The organism is Cellulosimicrobium sp. EB106-03-01-XG111 (assembly GCF_058792115.1).
In genome coordinates this window covers 162,063-180,833 of the sequence record NZ_JBYTEQ010000002.1, presented here as the reverse complement: position 1 = coordinate 180,833, position 18,771 = coordinate 162,063, and the positions used below count along the sequence as shown (strand labels likewise).

Genomic DNA, 18,771 nt, shown 5'->3' with positions numbered 1-18,771 from the left:
GTGCCGTCGTCGGGACGGCACCAGGGACCGGCCGGCGGCCCGCGGCGTACGATTCCTCGGTGATCTTCCGGACCGCCGCGACGACGGCAGCCCTCGCGATCGTCCTCGCGATCGTCGGAGCGGTCACCGGGCCGCAGTGGGACCCGGTGCCCGTGACCGAGCACCTCGTCCCCGAGACGCCCGACACGACCGTCGGCGGGCAGCCGCCCGGCGGGGCCGCCCCGGTCGGCACGTACGACGTGCGCGAGACGGACGTGACGGTCCGGCTCGACGGCGCGACGGTCGGGGGCGTGCTGCGCGAGCCCGTCGACGCGGGCGACGACCTCCCGGGCATGGTGTTCGTGCACGGGGCAGGGACCGGCCTGGCGTCGGAGGCGTTCGTGGACGTGGCGACCGACCTCGCGAGCGCGGGCGTCGTGACCCTCGTCCCGGACAAGCGCCTGGACACCTACACCACGCGCCACCGCGACTACGAGGCGATGGCGCTCGACTACGCGCGCTCCGTGGACCTCCTGCGCGCCCGTCCGGGCGTGGACCCGGAGCGCGTGGGGCTGTACGGGGAGTCCGAGGGCACGTGGATCGTGCCCGTGATGGCGGCCGACGACCCGACCGTCGCGTTCACCGTCCTCGTGTCCGCGCCCGTCGTGCCGCCGCGCCAGCAGGCCGCGTTCGCGGTCGACAGCTACCTGCGCAACACCGACGTGCCCCACGGGGTGTTCCGGGCGATCCCGCGCGCCGTCGGGATGGCGATCCCCGGCGGCGGGTTCGAGTACGCCGACTTCGACGTCGAGCCGTTCCTCGAGCGGCTCACGCAGCCGGTGCTCGTCGTGTACGGCACCGCGGACCCGTCGATGCCCGTCGAGCAGGGTGCGCGGCAGATCCTCGACGCCACCGGGCCGTCGTCGCAGGTGCCGGGCGGGGCCGACGTCACCGTGCGGTACTACGCGGACGCGAACCACGGGATCAAGATCGACGACGTGCTCGTGCCCGACTTCCCGCGGGACGTGAGCGCCTGGGTGACGTCCCTGCCCGCGAGCGCGACCGCGCTGCCCCAGGTCGCGGGCGCCGAGCCCACGCAGCAGTACCTCGCCGGGCCGGTCCCGTCGCCGCGCTGGCTGGGCAACGGCGACCTGTTCGTGGGCCTCGTCCTCGCCGCCGTCGGGCTGCTCGTGCTCGGCCCGCTCGTCGGCCTCGTCGGCGGCCTCGTGCGCCGGCTGCGGCGCGTGGCGGGTCGGCCGGGCGCCGCCGCCGGCCTCGCCCCCGGCTTCCGGGTACCGCTGCTGGGCCTCGGGGTCGGCGCGTTCGCGACGACGGTCGCGCTCGTCGTGTACCTCGTGGCGACCGCGCGGCTCGCGCTCGACTACGAGAAGGACGCGTGGGTCGTGCAGGGCGGCTGGACCGGGGTGCGGCTCGTCGGTCTCGCGACGCTCGTCGCGGGCGCTCTGCTGGTGAACCGGGCGGCCGAGGTCCGCTCCGCGCGCCGCGCGCACGACGAGCGCCGGGGCACCGACCGGGAGGTCGCGGAGGAGGGTGCGAGCGTGCTGCAGGTCGCCCGGGGCGTGACCCCGCGCGTCATGCTGTGGTGCGTCGTCGCGGGCGCCACGGTCCTGCTCGTCATCCTCGCGTACTGGGGCGTCTACCAGCTCGGCATCTGACCGCGCCGGTGCGCCGGTGCGCCGTCGTCCGGGCCGAGGCGGTCGCGCCGCCGCTCGCCCGGCGCGGCCCGGTGGGCGTGCGTATCGTGGACGGGTGAGGCGCCGTCGGCTCGCGGAGGACCGGGCGGCTCGTGCCGGGCACGCCACCCACGAGCCGACGACCGACGGTGCCGGGACGGCGACCGGCGGCTTCGAGCTCCTGCCGCCCGAGCTACGGACCGACGACCGGTTCGACGCCGCCCTCGACGCCGCGCTCGGCGGCTCTGCCGAGGCCCCGTCCCGTCCTGTGCACGACGAACCACGACCCCGGGACGACGCCGCGACGACCGCCGTCCGGGGACGGCACGGCCGGGCGGCCCGCGACGTGCTGCCGCCGCCGCGCGGAGAGCGCGCGAGCCGGGGCACGCCCGCGGCGTCCGCCGCGCCCGCCGCGCCCCGTCCGTCGCGGTCCGACGTCCGCCGGCCGCCCCGGTCCGCCGGGGGCGGCGAGCCTGCGGACGGTCGAGCGGCCCGGCGACCCTGGTACCTGCACCCGGTCCCGTGGGTGGCGCTCGCGGTCGCCGCCGCGTTCGCCGGCTCCGTCGCCTTCACCGCGTCGATGGAAGACGCGCGACCCGTCGACGTCACCGCCCTCGCGGGAGGGCTGCGCCCGCTCGAGGACCCGCCGGAGCCGCGGTGGTCGGTCCCCGTCGAGCCCGGCACCGAGGTCGTCCCCGCGGTCGGCGCCGTCGTGACCGTCGACGGGGCGCTCACCGCGTACTCCGTCGCGGACGGGACGGTCCTCTGGCGGTCCGAGCGCCTCGGCGACCGCGCCACGTGCCTGCCGGCCTCGGGCGAGCCCGCGCGCGACGTGGTGGTGTGCGCCGTCCCGACGGGGTGGCGCGAGCAGGTGGCCCGGCTCACGACCGTGCGCGCGGCGACCGGCGAGGTCGTGGGGGAGCGCACCGCCGAGACGGCGGGGCGCCTGTCCGTGGTACCGGTCGGCGCGACGGACGTCGTGCGGGCGTGGTGGCGAGGCGACGAGGTGGTGGTCGTGCGCGAGGACGCCGCGACGGGAGAGGTCCGGTGGGAGCGGTCGCTCGCGCACGACGGCCTCGGGAGCGGCGGCGACGTCGTGCTCGACGTGCGCCGCGGCGTCGTGGACGTCCTGGCGCCGGGCGTGGCGGCGGCGCTCACGGAGGACGGCCTGTCGCTCGTCGAGGACGACGTGTGGACCATCGTCCGGCTCCAGGACGGGCGCTACGTCGGCAACGAGTACGGCCGCGGCACCGCCACGGTGTTCACCGCCGCGGGCGAGCCCGCGTTCCGGATCTCCGGCCGCGTGCTCGAGGCGCCCCTGTCGGACGGGTCCGCGCCGGGCGTGATCGTCACGAACACGTTCGGGAGCATCGTGGGCGTGGACGCCGCGACCGGCTCGGAGCTCTGGTCGCTGCCCGGCACCGGCATGCGCGCCGTCGCGCGCGTCGACGGCCGCGTCGTGGTCCAGACGGACTCGGCCTACCGCAGCGTCGACGCCCGCACGGGCGAGGAGGTGTGGGCGGTCACGCTCGAGGACGGTGGCCCCGGGCCGGTGCTCACCGACGGCAGGTCCTTGTTCGTCACGGAGCGGCAGCGCCGGCAGCCGGGGCTCGTGTCGATCGCGCTCGACGACGGGGCGGTCGAGTGGCGCTGGGCGCTGCCGGAGGGCACCTACGACGTGCTCGCGGTCGAGGGTCGGCTCTTCCTCCTCGGGACCGGCGGGCTGACGGCCGTCTCCTGAGGCGGTGGGCGGGGCGCGACGCCCTGCGGCGTCGCCGTCGGCGCCGTCCGGATGGTGGTCCCGGGCCGCGTGGGCGCTTGAGCCGCACGTGATGAACCGGTAGAAACGGTCGGGGCCCCTCGGCCCGGCGTGCGTGCGACCGGCACCGCGCGACAGCGTAGGGAGTGCACGATGACCAACCAGACAGAGCCGGCCGAGGACCCGCAGCCCGGTGCTGCGGGCACCGGGCCGACACCGGCGCCCCAGGGCGCCGCGGCGGGTGACGGGGACTCCACGGCCGAGCGCGCACCGGACGGTGCGACGGGCTCGGCAGGGTCGGACCCGGACGCGGCGGGTGCCGCGCGGGCCGGGGAGAGCGACCAGGCGTCCGCGCGCGAGACCGCCGGTGCCCCGACGGCGACCGCCACGGCGTCGCCCTTCGCCGGGATCCCCGTGAGCGACTACGTGCGCGACGGCGTCGCCGCGCTGCTCCTCCTCGTCTCCCTGGCGCTGCCGTGGGACGTGTCGAGCCGCGCGTCGGACAAGATCGAGGTCGTCCTGCTGACGATCCTCTCGCTGCTGACGCTCGCGCTGCCGTACCTCGCGCGCACGGGCGTGCTCCCGACGACGTGGACCGTGCACACCACGCGCCGGGTCCGCCTGCTCGCCAACGCGCCGTACGTGCTGCTCGTGCTCGTCTACCTCGTCGTCGACGTCGTGGGCGGAGGCGACCTCGCCGACGGCTGGGGCGGGGTCGGCTCCGCCGCCGCGCTCGGCCTCGCGGGCGCGCTCCTCGCGGCGCAGCCGCGCGAGAGCGAGCTCGGGCCGCAGGACCAGGACCGCGCGGTCACCGACCGGTGGCTCCAGGCGCTCCTCGCGCTCGCGGCGCTCCTCGCCCTCACCGTGCTGCTCACGGTGATCCTCACCGCCACCGGCACGCGCCTCGGCGGCGCCCTGTTCGTGCTGCTGGTGATCGTGGCCGCGGTGTTCGTCCTCGCGCTCGCCGGGCTGCCGACGTACGGCACGTGGCGCCGGTCCGAGGCCGCGCGCCTCACGCTCGTCGGGCTGGGCGTCATGCTCGCCGTGGGGTTCGTCCTCGGCTCGGGCAACAACGGGCTCGTGACGATCGAGAGCACGCACGGCGGCCGGTTCGGGCTCGTGCTCGTGCCGGCGCTCGCGGCCGTCGCCGCGGCGCCCGCCGTGCACCGCGCGATGGCCGCGGCGGACCCGGTGACCACCTGGGTGCGCGTGGCCGTCAACGCCCTCGACCTCGTGCTCGTCGTCGCGGGCTACGTCGCCGTGAGCGCCGTGCTCACCCTGGCCGACGGCGCACGCGGCGTCCCGGTCGTCCTCGCCGTGATCGTCGGGGTCCTCGCGGCGGCCGTCGCGTTCGTCGCCCGCCGCTCGCTCGTGCGCGACGCCGCGACCGGGCGTCCGCTCGCGCTCGGCGGCGCCGGCGTCGTGGCGCTGCTCGGCATCGTCCTGCTCGTCGTGACGTCGAACCGTGTCGTGCTGGGCGGCGGCGTGGAGCACGTGCTGCTCGCGTTCGGCCTCCCGCTGCTCGTCGTCGGGGCACTGACGGTCCCGCGCGAGGTCCGTGCGTACTTCGCCGAGCACCGTCCCGTGCCTGCGGCGACCGGGGCCGAGGCGACGCGCGCCTACGTGTGGCAGCCGCCCGCGCCGAAGCCGCCCAAGCCGGCCCGGCCCGCGCCCGCCCCTGCGGGCCCGCCGACCGGTGCGCACCCGACGACCGGGCACACGGGTGCCTACCCGGGCACGGGCGCCTACCCGGCCACGGGGCCGACGGGCGCCTACCCGCCGGCCGGGCACACCGGGCCGGTCCCGACGCAGCAGGCCCCGGACCGCCGGTTCGCCGCGGGGTCCGACGCGACCGAGGTGCTGCCGGTCCAGCCGGTCGAGCCGGAGCGCAGCGGGTACGCGGCGCGTCCCGGTCTCACGCCCGACGAGGGCCCGTCGACGGCGGTCCTGCCCGCCTACCAGGAGGAGCAGCCGGGCACCGGCCCGCAGCCGACCGCCCAGCAGCCCGGACAGGGGTACCCGCAGCAGGGCTACGGCCAGCAGCAGGGGTACCCGGCCTCCGGGGCGGGCCAGCAGGGCTACGCACCGCAGGGCTACGACCAGCACGGCTACGGTCAGCAGGGGTACGCCCAGCAGCCCGCGGCGCAGCAGCCGTCGTACGCGCCCCCGGCCCAGCCGGCGGGCTTCACCGCGGCCCAGGCGCTCGACCCGGGCACGCCGCTCGAGGTCCTGGCGCAGATCGTCCAGGACGCGCCGCACCTGCGGCCCCAGGTCGCGGCCAACCCGTCGACGTACCCGGCGCTGCTCGAGTGGCTCGGCAACCTCGGCGACCCCGCGGTCGACGCGGCGCTGCGCTCGCGGCGCGGCTGACGCACCCTGACGCCCGGCCGGTCCTCCGCACGAGGGCCGGCCGGGCGTCCTCGCCTGCGGCGCGGCCGGGTGCCCCGGACGGCGTGCCCGAGGAACGGACGTCCCGGGCGCCCCGGCGACGGAGGAGTACAGTGGCGTCGTGCACCTGATGCGGCGGCTCCTCCTTCGTTGCCGCGGCGAGGCCCTCTAGCCGGTTCCTCGTCGCGGTGGTTGGTGTGCCGGCTGACACCGATCAGGACGACCCCGAAGGACCGACGATGAACGCCTCCGCCCCCGCCTCGACGCCCACCGCTACGGACCCGAACCCGCAGCAGCCGTCGGGCATGCCGATCCACAAGTACCTGCCGTTCCACCGGCAGATCGACGTCTCCCTGCCCGACCGCACGTGGCCGGACAAGCGCATCGAGACCGCGCCCCGCTGGTGCGCCGTCGACCTGCGCGACGGCAACCAGGCCCTCATCGAGCCCATGAACGCGGAGCGGAAGCTGCGCATGTTCGAGCTGCTCGTCGAGATGGGCTACAAGGAGATCGAGGTCGGTTTCCCCTCGGCCTCGCAGACCGACTTCGACTTCGTGCGGATGCTCATCGAGGAGGACCGCATCCCGGACGACGTCGTCATCCAGGTCCTCACGCAGTCCCGCGAGCACCTCATCGCGCGCACGTACGAGGCGATCAAGGGCGCGAAGCAGGCGATCGTCCACCTCTACAACTCGACGTCCGTCCTGCAGCGCGAGGTCGTGTTCCGCTCGGACGAGGACGGCATCATCGCGATCGCCGTCGACGGCGCGCGGCTGTGCAAGAAGTTCGAGGAGACGGTCCCCGAGACGACGGTCTACTACGAGTACTCGCCGGAGTCGTACACCGGCACGGAGCTCGAGTTCGCGGCCCGCATCTGCAACGAGGTGCTGGAGGTCTTCGAGCCCCGCCCCGACCGCAAGGTCATCATCAACCTGCCCGCCACGGTCGAGATGGCGACGCCGAACGTCTACGCCGACTCGATCGAGTGGATGAACCGGCACCTGCACCACCGCGAGAACGTCGTGCTGTCGCTGCACCCGCACAACGACCGCGGCACGGCGGTCGCGGCCGCCGAGCTCGGCTACCAGGCCGGGGCCGACCGCATCGAGGGCTGCCTGTTCGGCAACGGCGAGCGCACCGGCAACGTCTGCCTCGTCACCCTCGGCATGAACCTGTTCAGCCAGGGCGTGGACCCGCAGATCGACTTCTCCGACATCGACCACGTGCGCCGCACGGTGGAGTACTGCAACCAGCTCGGCGTCCCCGAGCGCCACCCCTACGCGGGCGACCTGGTCTTCACGGCGTTCTCCGGCTCGCACCAGGACGCCATCAAGAAGGGCTTCGACGCGATGGCCGTCCGTGCGGAGGCGGAGGGCGCCACGGTGGACGACATCACGTGGGCCGTCCCGTACCTGCCGATCGACCCCAAGGACGTCGGTCGCTCGTACGAGGCCGTGATCCGCGTCAACTCGCAGTCCGGGAAGGGTGGCATCTCCTACCTGCTGAAGTCGGAGCGCCACCTCGACCTGCCGCGTCGCCTGCAGATCGAGTTCTCGCAGTCCGTGCAGCAGCACACCGACGCGCACGGCACCGAGGTGACGGGCGAGGACATCTGGCGCATCTTCTCGGACGAGTACCTGCCCGTCGAGCCCGGTTCCGGCCTGGAGCCGTGGGGCCGGCTCAAGCTGCGCTCCACGCGCGCGTCGTCGAGCGAGGACGGCCCGGACACCCTGAGCGTCGACGTCGTCGACCGCGGTGAGGAGCTGACGCTCGAGGGCACGGGCAACGGCCCGGTCGCCGCCTTCGTCGACGCGATCGCCCAGGTGGGGGTCGACGTCCGCGTCCTCGACTACGCGGAGCACGCGCTCTCGGAGGGCGGTGACGCGACGGCTGCGGCGTACGTCGAGTGCCAGGTGGGCGACGACGTCCTGTGGGGCGTCGGGATCGACCCGTCGATCACGACGGCCTCGCTCAAGGCCATCGTCTCCGCCGTGAACCGCGCGGAGCGTGCCCAGGGCTGACCGCCGCCACGCCGATCTCGCCGACGGCCCGGACGACCTCGTCGTCCGGGCCGTCGGCGTTTTGTCGACGCGGTGTTGGTAAGATGCCGACGCACTGTCGACAACATTGGAAGGCTCCTCATGTTCCTCGCGTTGCGCGAGCTCGTCTTCGCGCGCACCCGCTTCCTGCTCATGGGCGGTGTCGTCGCGCTCGTCGCGGTCCTCGTCGTCCTGCTCTCCGGGCTGTCCGCCGGCCTCGTCAACGACGGCGTCTCCGGCCTCAAGCGCACGCCCGTCACCGACTTCGCGTTCGACGAGGGCACCGGGACCGACGCCGCGTTCACCCGGTCCGTCATCGAGACGGACCAGGTCGGCACCATGGCCGAGCAGCCGGGCGTGCTCGAGGCCGCGCCGTACGGCCTGCTCCTGGCGAACGCGCACCAGGAGGACGGCTCACCCGTCGACCTCACCCTCGTCGGCGTCGAGCCCGGCTCGTTCGTCGCGCCCACCGCCGTGGCGGAGGGGAGCCTGGTCGGTGCGGAGGACGGGATCGTCGTCTCCGCGACCGCCGCCGACGACGGGCTCGCCGTCGGGGACACCGTGGCCCTCGCGCGGCCCGAGCGCACGCTCACGGTCGTGGGCGTCCTCGAGGACCAGCACACGTTCGGCCACGTCGACGTCGCGTACCTCCCGCTCGGCACGTGGCAGGAGCTGCTCGCCGGTGCCGAGGAGCCGGGAGCCGACGTCCCGGACGTCGCGACCGCGGTCGCGCTGCGCACCGACCCCGGCTCGTTCGACCGCGAGGCCGCCGACGCGGCGTCGGGCACGGTGACGCGCACGCTCACCAAGTCCTTCGACGCGTCGCCCGGGTACACGGCCGAGACCGCCACCCTCCTGCTCATCCAGGTGTTCCTCTACGCGATCTCCGCGCTCGTCGTGGGCGCGTTCTTCACCGTGTGGGTCATCCAGCGGCGGCACGAGATCGCCGTCATGCGCGCCATGGGGGCGCGGCGCCGGTTCCTGCTCGCGGACTCCCTCGGCCAGGCGGCCGTGCTCCTGCTCGCCTCGATCGGCGTGGGCTTCGCCCTCGGCATCGCCGCGGGTGCGGGCCTCGGTGCCACCCCGATGCCGTTCGCGCTCCAGGCGCCCGACCTCGTCCTGGCCGGCGTCCTGCTCTTCGTCCTCGGGATGGCCGGAGCGGCCGTCGCCGTCGCGCGCATCACCTCCGTCGACCCCCTGACCGCCCTGGGAGGGCAGCGATGAGCACCACCACCCCCGCCACGCCCGTGCTCGAGATCGACCGCGCCACCGTCCGCCACGGCGACGGCGACACCACGGTCGTCGCGCTCGACGAGGTCAGCCTGAGCGTCGCCGCAGGCGAGCTCGTCGGCGTCGTCGGGCCGTCGGGCTCCGGCAAGTCGAGCCTGCTCGCGGTCGCGGGTGCGCTCACCGCACCGGAGTCCGGGACCGTCCGCCTCGAAGGGGTCGACCTCGGCGCGACGAGCGAGCGCGAGCGTGCGCGCCTGCGGCGCGAGCGCATCGGGTTCGTCTTCCAGTCCGGCAACCTCCTGCCGGCGCTCACGAGCGTCGACCAGCTCCGGCTCGCGCTGCGGATCGCGGGCATCGACGAGCGCGACCCGCGCGCCCGCGACCCCCGAGAGCTCCTGGAGTCCGTGTCCATGGGCCACCGCGCCGACCGTCGTCCGGACCAGCTCTCGGGCGGCGAGCGGCAGCGCGTGGGCATCGCCCGTGCGCTGGTCGCGAGCCCGGCGCTCCTGCTCGTCGACGAGCCCACGGCCGCGCTGGACCGGGCGCGCGGCCACGAGGTCGTGAGCCTCCTGGCCCGCGAGGTCGAGGCCTACGGTGCCGCGGCGCTCATGGTCACGCACGACCACGACGTGCTCGAGCACTGCCACCGGGTCGTCGAGATGGTCGACGGCCGGCTCGGCCTGCCCGCCGTCACGGGCTGACGCCGGTGGGCGGCTCCGGGAGAGCCGCCCACGCGCCCCCGGTCGGGCATGATGGTCCGGCCGGGGGCCGTCGTGCTCCCGGGGGAGTGCTCCGAGAGCGCTCCGGGAAGGAGGACCATCGTGCCCAAGATCGCCGCCCCGACGGTGGCCGAGCACCGCGCCGCGCAGCTCCGGGCCCTGCTCGACGCCGCGCGCGACCTCATCCGCGAGGACGGGAGCGGTCTCACCCTCGCCGCCGTCGCGGCGCGTGCCGGGCTCGCCCGGTCGAGCGTCTACCAGTACTTCCGGTCGCGCGGGGAGCTCCTCGACGCGGTGGTCGCGGACGTCGTGCCGCGCTGGTCGGCGCGCATCACGGCGGCCGTCGCGACGGCCGCGTCCCCGGAGGACGCGATCGTCGCCTACGCGCGCGAGAACCTGCTCCTCGTCGCCGAGGGCGAGCACGCCGTCGTCGCCGCGCTGCGCGCCGAGGCGAGCCGGGAGGCGCTCGCCGAGCAGAGCGCGGCGATGCACGCGACGATCCTCGTCCCGCTCGTCGAGGCGCTGGAGCAGCTCGGCGTCCCGGACGCCGCGCGCTCCGCGGAGCTCGTCAACGCGGTGGTGCTCGCCGCGGCCCGCCAGGTGGAGGCCGGCGAGGACGCGGAGACGACGCTGGCCCGCGTGCGCGCCGTCCTCGGGTGCCTCGCGCCGGCGTGACCGACGCCGTCGGCGGGTGGTGCGCGCCGTGTCGGCGGCATGACGGACAATAGGGGCGTGGTGCTGTACCGAGACGACGCGATCGTGCTGCGCGCCCAGAAGCTGGGCGAGGCGGACCGCATCGTCACCCTCCTGACGCGCGAGCACGGGAAGGTGCGCGCCGTCGGCAAGGGCGTGCGCCGCACGTCGTCCCGGTTCGGTGCGCGGCTCGAGCCGTTCATGGTCGTGGACGTCCAGCTCTACGCGGGCCGGTCGCTGGACACGGTGACGCAGGCGGAGACGATCGGCCCCTACGCACGCCGGATCTGCGAGGACTACGGCCTGTACACGGCGGGCGCCGCGATGCTCGAGACCGCGGAGCGCCTCGTCGCCGACGAGCGCGAGCCCGCCGTGCAGCAGTACTGGCTGCTCGCGGGCGCGCTGCGGGCGCTCTCGGAGCACGCGCACGCGCCGGGGCTCGTGCTCGACTCCTACCTCCTGCGCGCGCTCGCCGTCGCGGGCTGGGCGCCGTCGTTCGTCGACTGCGCGCGCTGCGGGGAGCCGGGCCCGCACCACGCGTTCGCCGTCGCGCAGGGCGGGGCCGTGTGCTCGCGCTGCCGCCCGCCGGGCTCGACGGCGCCCGCTCCCCAGACCTTCGCCCTGCTCGCCGCGCTGCTCGCGGGGGAGTGGGACGCGGCCGACGCGTCGGACGCCCGGCACCGCAAGGAAGCGAGCGGCCTCGTGGCCGCCTACAGCCAATACCACCTGGAGAGAACGTTGCGATCACTGCGCATGGTGGAGCGGGACGCCCCCGCCCCCCACGTCCCCGCCGTCCCGCACGCCGACGAGGCTGACGCCTCCGCGGACCCGCGCGCCGGTGCCGGGGCGGACGCCTGATGGCGCGGCGCACGTACCAGCCACCGTTCCCGCACCCCAGCGGTGCCCGGCCCCCGGCGATCCCGGCGCAGTTCGTGCCGAACCACGTGGCCGTCGTCATGGACGGCAACGGCCGCTGGGCCAACGCACGCGGGCTGCCGCGCACCGCGGGCCACGAGGCCGGCGAGGCGGCGCTGCTCGACGTCGTCGCGGGCGCGATCGAGATCGGCGTCAAGCACGTGTCCGCGTACGCGTTCTCGACCGAGAACTGGAAGCGCTCGCCCGACGAGGTCCGCTTCCTCATGGGCTTCAACCGCGACGTCATCCGGCGTCGCCGCGACGAGATGGACTCGTGGGGCGTGCGCGTGCGGTGGGCGGGGCGCCGTCCGCGGCTCTGGGCGTCCGTGATCAAGGAGCTCGAGGTCGCGGAGGAGCAGACGAGGCAGAACGACGTCTGCACGCTGACGATGTGCGTCAACTACGGGGGCCGGGCCGAGATCGCCGACGCCGCGGCCGCCATCGCGCGCGAGGTCGCCGCCGGGCGGCTCGACCCGCGCAAGGTCACGGAGCGGACCGTCCAGCAGCACCTCGACGAGCCCGACCTCCCGGACGTCGACCTGTTCCTGCGCAGCTCGGGCGAGCAGCGCACGTCGAACTTCATGCTGTGGCAGGCGGCGTACGCGGAGCTCGTGTTCCTCCCGGAGCCCTGGCCCGACGTGGACCGCCGCTCGCTGTGGCGCGCCGTCGAGGAGTACGCGCGCCGCGACCGCCGCTACGGCGGTGCGGTCGACGCGGTGGACGGGACGGCGGGCGGCACGGCCTGACGTCGTGCGCGGGGCGGCGCGGGCCCGTGGCCGGGACGTCGTGGGAGGCGGCCGGTAGCGTGCGCGGCATGACTCTCAGCATCGGCATGGTGACCGTCGACTCCACCGACCCGCGACCGCTCGCCCGGTGGTGGGCGCGCCACCTCGGCGGGCGGGTCGTCGACGAGGCGGACGGCTGGTTCCTCGAGGTGGTGCCCGCCGACGGGGTGACGGCTCCGGTCCTGGGGTTCCAGCGCGTCGAGGACCCGACGCCGGGCAAGAACCGGCTGCACCTCGACCTCGGCACGTCCGACCGCGCGGCGGACGTCGCGGCGCTCGTGGCGGACGGCGCGACCGTCGTCGGGGAGCACACGATGCCGGGCTTCGGCTGGACCGTGCTCGCCGACCCGCAGGGCAACCAGTTCTGCGTGGGGGCGCCCGAGTCGTCGGCGACGACCGTCGGCTGAGGCGGTGGTCGCCCCGTCGGGGCGGCCCCTCAGCGCGCCAGCGCGTCGAGGCGGGCGGCGAGCTCGGCCGGGCGGCTGAGCGCCACGAGGTGTCCGCCGGGCATCGTCTCGACCTCGGCGCCGAGCCGCTCGCGCGCGACGGCGCGCTGGAAGGGCAGCGGGAAGAGCCGGTCGTCGTCGCCCTGGAGCACGACCGTGGGCACGGCCGGCCAGGCGCGGGCGGGCCACGGCTCGGCGAAGGACCGCTCGGACGGCTGCCGGTCGCTGCGCTGCACGACGGCCGCGACGGGCTCCGGCACGTCGTGGAAGAAGTCGTCCACGGGGTCGAACGGGCCCAGACCGGTGGCGGCCCGACGCGCGGCGTGGTCGGTCGCGCGCCACCAGTCGCCCCCGCTCTCGCCCGGGCGCGGGATCATCGGGTTGAGCAGCACGAGCAGGCGGACCGGCTCGCGCTCGCACACGAGCGGACCCACGTACGCGCCCATGGACTGGGCGACGACGACGAGGTCGCCCCGTTCGGCGGGGGCCGTCGTCCGGTGCAGCGTCGTGACCGCGACGTCGGTGAGGTCCGCCCAGCCGTGGTCCTCGTCGTGCTGGGGGAGGTCGACCGCGACGGCTCGGTGACCGAGCCGGTCGAGCTCCGGCACGAGCAGGTCCCAGTACGCGGGGTCGCCGCCGGCGCCGGGCAGCAGGAGGAAGGTCGTCATGGGGGTTCGGACGGCCGGGCGCCCGTCATCTCATCGGTCGGCGCGCGGCGGGTCCTCGTCGCGGGAGAGCCCCGGCCCGGCGCCCTCCCCGGGGCCGTCCCCGACGGAGGCGGCGGTCGGCACGACCGCGGGGTCGCCGCCCGGGCGGGCGGCCCGACGCCGGACCGTGAGGACCACCGCCACGACGACCGCGACCACGATCGCGAGGAGCACCGCGACGCCGGTCGGCGAGCCCGTCGCGGCGGCGAAGGCGGCCGTCCACACCGCCCACCCGACGGTCGCGTAGATCGTCGCGTGCACCACGCACCCGAGGGTCATGGCCGCGAGGTAGCGCCCGAACGGCATGCGCACGACGCCCGCGGCGGCGTTGATCACGGTCTTCGTCCCGGTCGCGAGGAACGACGCGGGCACCGCGAGGACGCCCCACCGCCGCACGGTCTCGATCCCGCGCGCGGCCGAGCGGCCGGACAGCCACGCGTGGACGCGCGCGACCCAGGGCTTGACGGGGCGCGTGCGGTCGAGCGTCCACGTCGTGACGAGGCGCGCGATCCAGTAGGTCGCCTGGGTCCGCACGAACGCGATCGCGAAGAAGAAGGCGAAGAGCGCGGCGAACGGGGCGCCGTCCAGCGCGTCGGGCACCGCTCAGTCCTGGACGGCGGTGGCCCGCGCGCAGCCCGCGCACGTGCCGAACAGCTCGATGGTGTGCTGGATGTCGACGAACCCGTGCGAGGTGCCGACCTGGTTGGCCCAGGCCTCGACCGTCGGGCCGTCGATCTCGACGGTCCGGCCGCACGCCCGGCACACGAGGTGGTGGTGGTGCTCGCGGCGCTCGCACCGGCGGTAGAGGTTCTCGCCCTCCTCGGTGCGCAGGACGTCCACGTCGCCGCCGTCCGCGAGGCTCTGCAGCGTGCGGTAGACGGTCGCGAGCCCCACGTTGTCGCCGCGCGTGCGCAGGATCTCGTGGAGCTGCTGGGCGCTGCGGAAGTCCTCCAGGTCCTCCAGCGCGTCCGAGACGGCGGCGCGCTGGCGGGTCATGCGCTGCACGGGTCACCTCCGGTGGTGCGGTGGGTCGACCCCGAGGGTACGAGGTCGAGCTCGACGTCGTCGGGGATGTCCGGGTGGGGGTCCCGGGCGACGCGCGGCCGCCGTCGGGCCCACAGGGGTCGCAGCGCGGCCACGACGAGGTACGTCGCGATCGCGAGGACGACGATCGTCGCACCCGGCGAGACGTTGTTCCAGTACGTGAAGGACAGCCCGACGACGCACACGACCACCCCGACGACCGACGCGACGAGCATCGTGCGGCGGAACGAGCGCGTGACGAGCTGGGCGACCGCGACGGGCACGATCATGAGGGCGCTGACGAGCAGCAGCCCGACGACCCGCATCGACACGGTCACGGTGAGCGCGGCGACGACGGCGACGGCGATGTTCAGCGTGCGCACCGGCAGGCCCGACGCGCGCGCGAACTCCTCGTCATGGCTCACCGAGAACAGCGCGGCGCGCAGCCCGACGCCGACGAGCAGGATCACCGCGCTGAGCACGACCGTGAGGACGAGGTCCGACGACGTCACCGTCGAGATCGAGCCGAACAGATACTGCATGAGGCTGCCGGACGAGCCACCCGCGAGGCCGATGAGCAGCACGCCGCCCGCGATGCCGCCGTAGAAGAGGAGCGCGAGCGCGAGGTCGCCGCTCGTGCGGCCGCGCTCGCGCACGACCTCGATCGCGACGGCGCCGAGCACCGCCGCGACGACCGCGCCGGGGATCGCGAGCGCGTCGTTCGGCACGACGCCCATCGCCGCCCCGACGAGCCATCCGAGCGCGACGCCGGTGAGCGCGACGTGCCCGATGCCGTCGCCGAGCAGCGAGAGCTTGCGCTGCACGAGGTACGTGCCGACGACGGGGGCGCTGACGCCGACGAGCAGCGCCGCGAGGAGGGCGCGCTGCATGAGCGGGTCGGTGAGCAGCAGGGAGATCTCGGAGAACAGGGTGGTCATGAGGCCGTCCTGGGTGCGTGGCCTGCGGAGAGGTCGGGGTTCAGGGTGTCGGTGAGGCCCGTCTCCGGGCCCGCGGGGCGGTTGTCGCCGTCCACGGGCTCGTGCGGGTGCAGGTGCTGGTGGGTCGCGCCCGCGTGCGTGGACGACGCGCGGGGCGGGGCGCCGTCGTGCACGACGCGCCCGTGCCGCAGGACGACCGCGCGCTCGACGAGCGGGGCGAGCGCCCCGAGCTCGTGGAGCACCACGAGGACGGTCAGGCCGTCGTCCACGAGCCGCGTCATCGTCGCGGCGAACGCCTCCTGGCTCGGCTTGTCGACGCCCGCGACGGGCTCGTCGAGGACGAGCAGGTCGGGCCGACGGACGAGGGCGCGCGCGATGAGCACGCGCTGCTGCTGCCCGCCCGAGAGCTCGGCCGTCGAGTCGTCGGCGCGGTCCGCGAGGCCCACGAGCTCGAGCGCCTCGACCGTGCGGTCGCGCCAGCCGCGCGGGAGCCGGAGGCGGCCCCCGCCGAGGAGCCCGGACGCGACGACCTCCGACGCGGTGGACGGCATCCCCGACGGCGCGCTCACGCGCTGCGGCACGTAGCCGAGCCGCCGCCACGGCAGCCGCGGACCGAGCGGCGTGCCGAACAGGTCGACGGAGCCGCGGGAGAGCGGCACGATCCCGACGAGCGCGCGGACCAGGGTCGACTTGCCCGAGCCGTTCGCGCCGAGGAGCGAGACGACCTCGCCCGCGCGGACCGAGAGGTCGATGCCGCGCAGGATCTCGCTCCCGCCGAGCGTCACGTGGACGTCGTGCGCGGCGATCAGCTCCGGTGCGCTGGTCATGCGCACGCGAGTCCGGCCGTGAGCGCCTCAAGGTTGGACTCCATGACCTCACGGTAGTCCGTCGCGCCCTCCGCGAGGCTCTCGAGCGGGTCGAGCAGAGCGGTCCGGACGCCGAGGTCGTCGGCGAGCGTCTGGGTCACCTTCGGGCTGACGAGCGTCTCGAAGAAGAGCGTGGTCACGCCGTTCTCCCGGACGACCTCGCCGACCTCGCGCAGGCGAGCAGGCGAGGGCTCCGCCTCGGGGTCGATCCCGGAGATCCCGACCTGGTGCAGGTCGTAGCGCTCGGCGAGGTAGCCGAAGGCCTCGTGCGAGGTGACGAGCGTCGCGCCCGCGCACGGCGCGAGCGCCTCGGCGAACTCGGCGTCCAGGTCGTCGAGGTCCGCGGTGAGGGCGGCGGCGCCGGCCGCGTAGTCGTCCGCGTGGTCGGGGTCGATCGCGGAGAGCTCGTCGGCGACGGCGTCGCCCACGGCGGCCAGGCGCGTCGGGTCGAGCCAGAAGTGCGGGTCCGTGGGGCCGTGGTCGTGGCCGTCCCCGGACTCGTCCGCGTGCTCGGCGTGCTCCTCCGCGGTCTCGTCGGCGTGGTCGCCCTCGTCGCCGGGGTGCTCCTCGAGCCCGGCCGACGCCGCGGCGTCGACCACGTGCTCGGGGGCACGCTGCTCGATGCCCTCGTCCACCGCGGGCTGGAAGCCCGAGAGGTAGACGACGAGGTCGGCCTCGCCGATCGAGCGGACCTGCGCGGGCGCGAGCTCGAGGTCGTGCGGCTCGGCCGCGGGCGGCGTGAGGTTCGAGACGTCGACGTGCTCCCCGCCGACCTGCTCGACGACGTACTGGAGCGGGTAGAACGACGCGAGCACCTGGAGCCGGCCGTCGTCGCCGCCCCCTCCCGAGCCGCCGGCACCGGGGGAGCACGCCGCGACGAGCGCGGCCGTGGCGAGGGCGGCGGTGGTGGCGAGGGCGCGACGGCGCCGGGCGGGGGAGCGGTGCATGACCACCAGTCTCCGCCTTCTTGAGAATGAATGTCAAAACCGTTCCCGGTGAGCCGGGTCACGGCCGGGTACGCTGGTCGGTCGGCGCCCGTGCGGGCGTCGCCCACCCGTCCAGCCCCCACGAGCCACGTGCGGGGCCGTGAGCACCAGGAGTGATGTCCGTGGCCGCAGCGCCCTCACCCACCGCCCGTCTCGACGCCGTCGTCTCCCTCGCCAAGCGGCGCGGGTTCGTCTTCCCCTCGGGCGAGATCTACGGCGGCACCCGCTCCGCGTGGGACTACGGGCCCCTGGGCACCGAGCTCAAGGAGAACATCAAGAAGCAGTGGTGGCGCGCGATGGTCACGAGCCGTGACGACGTCGTGGGCCTCGACTCGTCCGTGATCCTGCCGCGCCAGGTGTGGGTCGCGTCGGGTCACGTGGGCGTCTTCACCGACCCGCTGACGGAGTGCCTGCACTGCCACAAGCGGTTCCGCGAGGACCAGATGATCGAGGAGTTCGAGGAGAAGAAGGGCCGTGCGCCCGAGGGCGGCCTCGCCGAGATCGTCTGCCCGAACTGCGGCACCCGCGGGCAGTGGACCGAGCCGCGCGACTTCAACATGATGCTCAAGACGCACCTCGGCCCGGTCGAGGACGAGTCGGGCCTGCACTACCTGCGCCCCGAGACCGCGCAGGGCATCTTCGTGAACTTCGCCAACGTCATGGGCGCGAGCCGCAAGAAGCCGCCGTTCGGCATCGGCCAGATCGGCAAGTCGTTCCGCAACGAGATCACGCCGGGCAACTTCATCTTCCGCACGCGCGAGTTCGAGCAGATGGAGATGGAGTTCTTCGTCGAGCCGGGCACGGACGCCGAGTGGCACCAGTACTGGATCGACACGCGCACCGACTGGTACGTGGACCTCGGCATCCAGCGCGACAACCTGCGCCTGTACGAGCACCCGCAGGAGAAGCTCTCGCACTACTCGACCCGCACGGTCGACATCGAGTACCGCTTCGGCTTCTCGGGCTCGGAGTGGGGCGAGCTCGAGGGCATCGCGAACCGCACCGACTTCGACCTCAAGACGCACGCCGAGCACTCCGGCAAGGACCTGTCGTACTTCGACCAGACGAAGAACGAGCGCTGGGTGCCCTACGTCATCGAGCCGGCCGCGGGTCTCACGCGCTCGCTCATGGCGTTCCTCGTCGAGGCGTACACCGAGGACGAGGCGCCGAACGCGAAGGGCGGCGTGGACACGCGCACGGTCCTGCGCCTCGACCACCGCCTCGCGCCGGTCAAGGCCGCCGTGCTCCCGCTGAGCCGCAACGAGCAGCTCTCGCCCAAGGCGAAGGACCTCGCGACCGAGCTCCGCAGGTACTGGAACGTCGACTTCGACGACGCGGGCGCCATCGGCCGCCGGTACCGCCGCCAGGACGAGATCGGCACGCCGTTCTGCATCACCGTGGACTTCGACACGCTCGACGACCAGGCCGTGACGATCCGCCACCGCGACTCGATGAGCCAGGAGCGCGTCGCGCTCGACAAGGTCACCGAGTACCTCGCCGGGCACCTGCTCGGCGCCTGACGCCCGACCGGCCCGGCGCACCGGTGCCGGGCACGCAGGAGGGGCGGGACCGTACGGTCCCTGTCTCTTCTCCACATCTCCGCG

General features: G+C 74.9%; 17 protein-coding genes. 11 read left to right on the top strand and 6 right to left on the bottom strand.

What is annotated here, in order from left to right; all coding sequences use genetic code 11:
• The first annotated feature begins 59 nt into the window (after positions 1-59).
• From AC3WT4_RS02850 to AC3WT4_RS02805, 10 genes are all read left to right on the top strand, one after another.
• Positions 60-1,655, top strand: a complete 1,596-nt coding sequence (locus tag AC3WT4_RS02850) for an alpha/beta hydrolase family protein (RefSeq protein WP_492314662.1) — start codon at positions 60-62, stop codon at positions 1,653-1,655.
• Between the two features lie 94 nt (positions 1,656-1,749).
• A complete protein-coding gene (locus tag AC3WT4_RS02845) occupies positions 1,750-3,414 on the top strand; it encodes an outer membrane protein assembly factor BamB family protein (protein WP_492314661.1) in 1,665 nt (554 codons plus the stop codon).
• Positions 3,415-3,585: 171 nt separating this feature from the next.
• On the top strand, positions 3,586-5,802 hold the full coding sequence (locus AC3WT4_RS02840; RefSeq protein ID WP_492314660.1) for a DUF7937 domain-containing protein: 2,217 nt from the start codon (positions 3,586-3,588) through the stop codon (positions 5,800-5,802).
• A 257-nt stretch (positions 5,803-6,059) separates the two neighbouring features.
• Complete coding sequence (gene leuA / locus AC3WT4_RS02835; RefSeq protein ID WP_175008366.1) at positions 6,060-7,841, top strand: 2-isopropylmalate synthase; 1,782 nt, start codon at positions 6,060-6,062, stop codon at positions 7,839-7,841.
• 120 nt (positions 7,842-7,961) lie between these two features.
• Positions 7,962-9,083 (top strand): ABC transporter permease, encoded by a 1,122-nt coding sequence (locus AC3WT4_RS02830; protein ID WP_492314659.1) that lies wholly within the window; start codon positions 7,962-7,964, stop codon positions 9,081-9,083.
• Positions 9,080-9,790: an ABC transporter ATP-binding protein gene (locus AC3WT4_RS02825; protein WP_492314658.1), complete on the top strand. Its 711-nt coding sequence runs from the start codon at positions 9,080-9,082 to the stop codon at positions 9,788-9,790. Before AC3WT4_RS02830 ends, AC3WT4_RS02825 begins: the two co-directional genes overlap by 4 nt.
• Before the next feature lie 120 nt (positions 9,791-9,910).
• Entirely contained in the window at positions 9,911-10,483 is a 573-nt protein-coding gene (locus tag AC3WT4_RS02820) for a TetR/AcrR family transcriptional regulator (RefSeq protein WP_257419162.1), read from the top strand.
• Between the two features lie 57 nt (positions 10,484-10,540).
• Positions 10,541-11,359 carry a DNA repair protein RecO gene (recO, locus tag AC3WT4_RS02815; protein ID WP_074809734.1) on the top strand — a complete coding sequence of 273 codons (819 nt, stop codon included), beginning with the start codon at positions 10,541-10,543 and terminating at the stop codon, positions 11,357-11,359.
• On the top strand, positions 11,359-12,162 hold the full coding sequence (locus AC3WT4_RS02810; RefSeq protein WP_492314657.1) for an isoprenyl transferase: 804 nt from the start codon (positions 11,359-11,361) through the stop codon (positions 12,160-12,162). Before recO ends, AC3WT4_RS02810 begins: the two co-directional genes overlap by 1 nt.
• 68 nt (positions 12,163-12,230) lie before the next feature.
• On the top strand, positions 12,231-12,608 hold the full coding sequence (locus AC3WT4_RS02805) for a VOC family protein (protein WP_074809910.1): 378 nt from the start codon (positions 12,231-12,233) through the stop codon (positions 12,606-12,608).
• 29 nt (positions 12,609-12,637) lie between these two features.
• Here the strand turns inward: AC3WT4_RS02805 and AC3WT4_RS02800 are convergent, their stop codons facing one another.
• Genes AC3WT4_RS02800 through AC3WT4_RS02775 form a run of 6 tightly spaced genes read right to left on the bottom strand, consistent with a single transcriptional unit; the run spans position 12,638 to position 17,128 of the window.
• Positions 12,638-13,315: an alpha/beta fold hydrolase gene (locus AC3WT4_RS02800; RefSeq protein WP_492314656.1), complete on the bottom strand. Its 678-nt coding sequence runs from the start codon at positions 13,313-13,315 to the stop codon at positions 12,638-12,640.
• 30 nt (positions 13,316-13,345) lie between these two features.
• Positions 13,346-13,954 carry a DedA family protein gene (locus tag AC3WT4_RS02795; protein WP_492314655.1) on the bottom strand — a complete coding sequence of 203 codons (609 nt, stop codon included), beginning with the start codon at positions 13,952-13,954 and terminating at the stop codon, positions 13,346-13,348.
• A gap of 3 nt (positions 13,955-13,957) precedes the next feature.
• Positions 13,958-14,350: a Fur family transcriptional regulator gene (locus tag AC3WT4_RS02790; protein WP_009864106.1), complete on the bottom strand. Its 393-nt coding sequence runs from the start codon at positions 14,348-14,350 to the stop codon at positions 13,958-13,960.
• Positions 14,347-15,315, bottom strand: a complete 969-nt coding sequence (locus tag AC3WT4_RS02785) for a metal ABC transporter permease (RefSeq protein WP_492314654.1) — start codon at positions 15,313-15,315, stop codon at positions 14,347-14,349. The genes AC3WT4_RS02790 and AC3WT4_RS02785 overlap by 4 nt, the downstream gene beginning before the upstream one ends.
• Entirely contained in the window at positions 15,312-16,142 is an 831-nt protein-coding gene (locus AC3WT4_RS02780; protein ID WP_492314653.1) for a metal ABC transporter ATP-binding protein, read from the bottom strand. The genes AC3WT4_RS02785 and AC3WT4_RS02780 overlap by 4 nt, the downstream gene beginning before the upstream one ends.
• Positions 16,139-17,128, bottom strand: a complete 990-nt coding sequence (locus AC3WT4_RS02775) for a metal ABC transporter substrate-binding protein (protein ID WP_492314652.1) — start codon at positions 17,126-17,128, stop codon at positions 16,139-16,141. Before AC3WT4_RS02775 ends, AC3WT4_RS02780 begins: the two co-directional genes overlap by 4 nt.
• 161 nt (positions 17,129-17,289) lie before the next feature.
• On the opposite strand from AC3WT4_RS02775, the gene AC3WT4_RS02770 reads away from it, so the two are divergent.
• Positions 17,290-18,687 (top strand): glycine--tRNA ligase, encoded by a 1,398-nt coding sequence (locus tag AC3WT4_RS02770; protein WP_255179114.1) that lies wholly within the window; start codon positions 17,290-17,292, stop codon positions 18,685-18,687.
• Positions 18,688-18,771 lie beyond the last annotated feature (84 nt).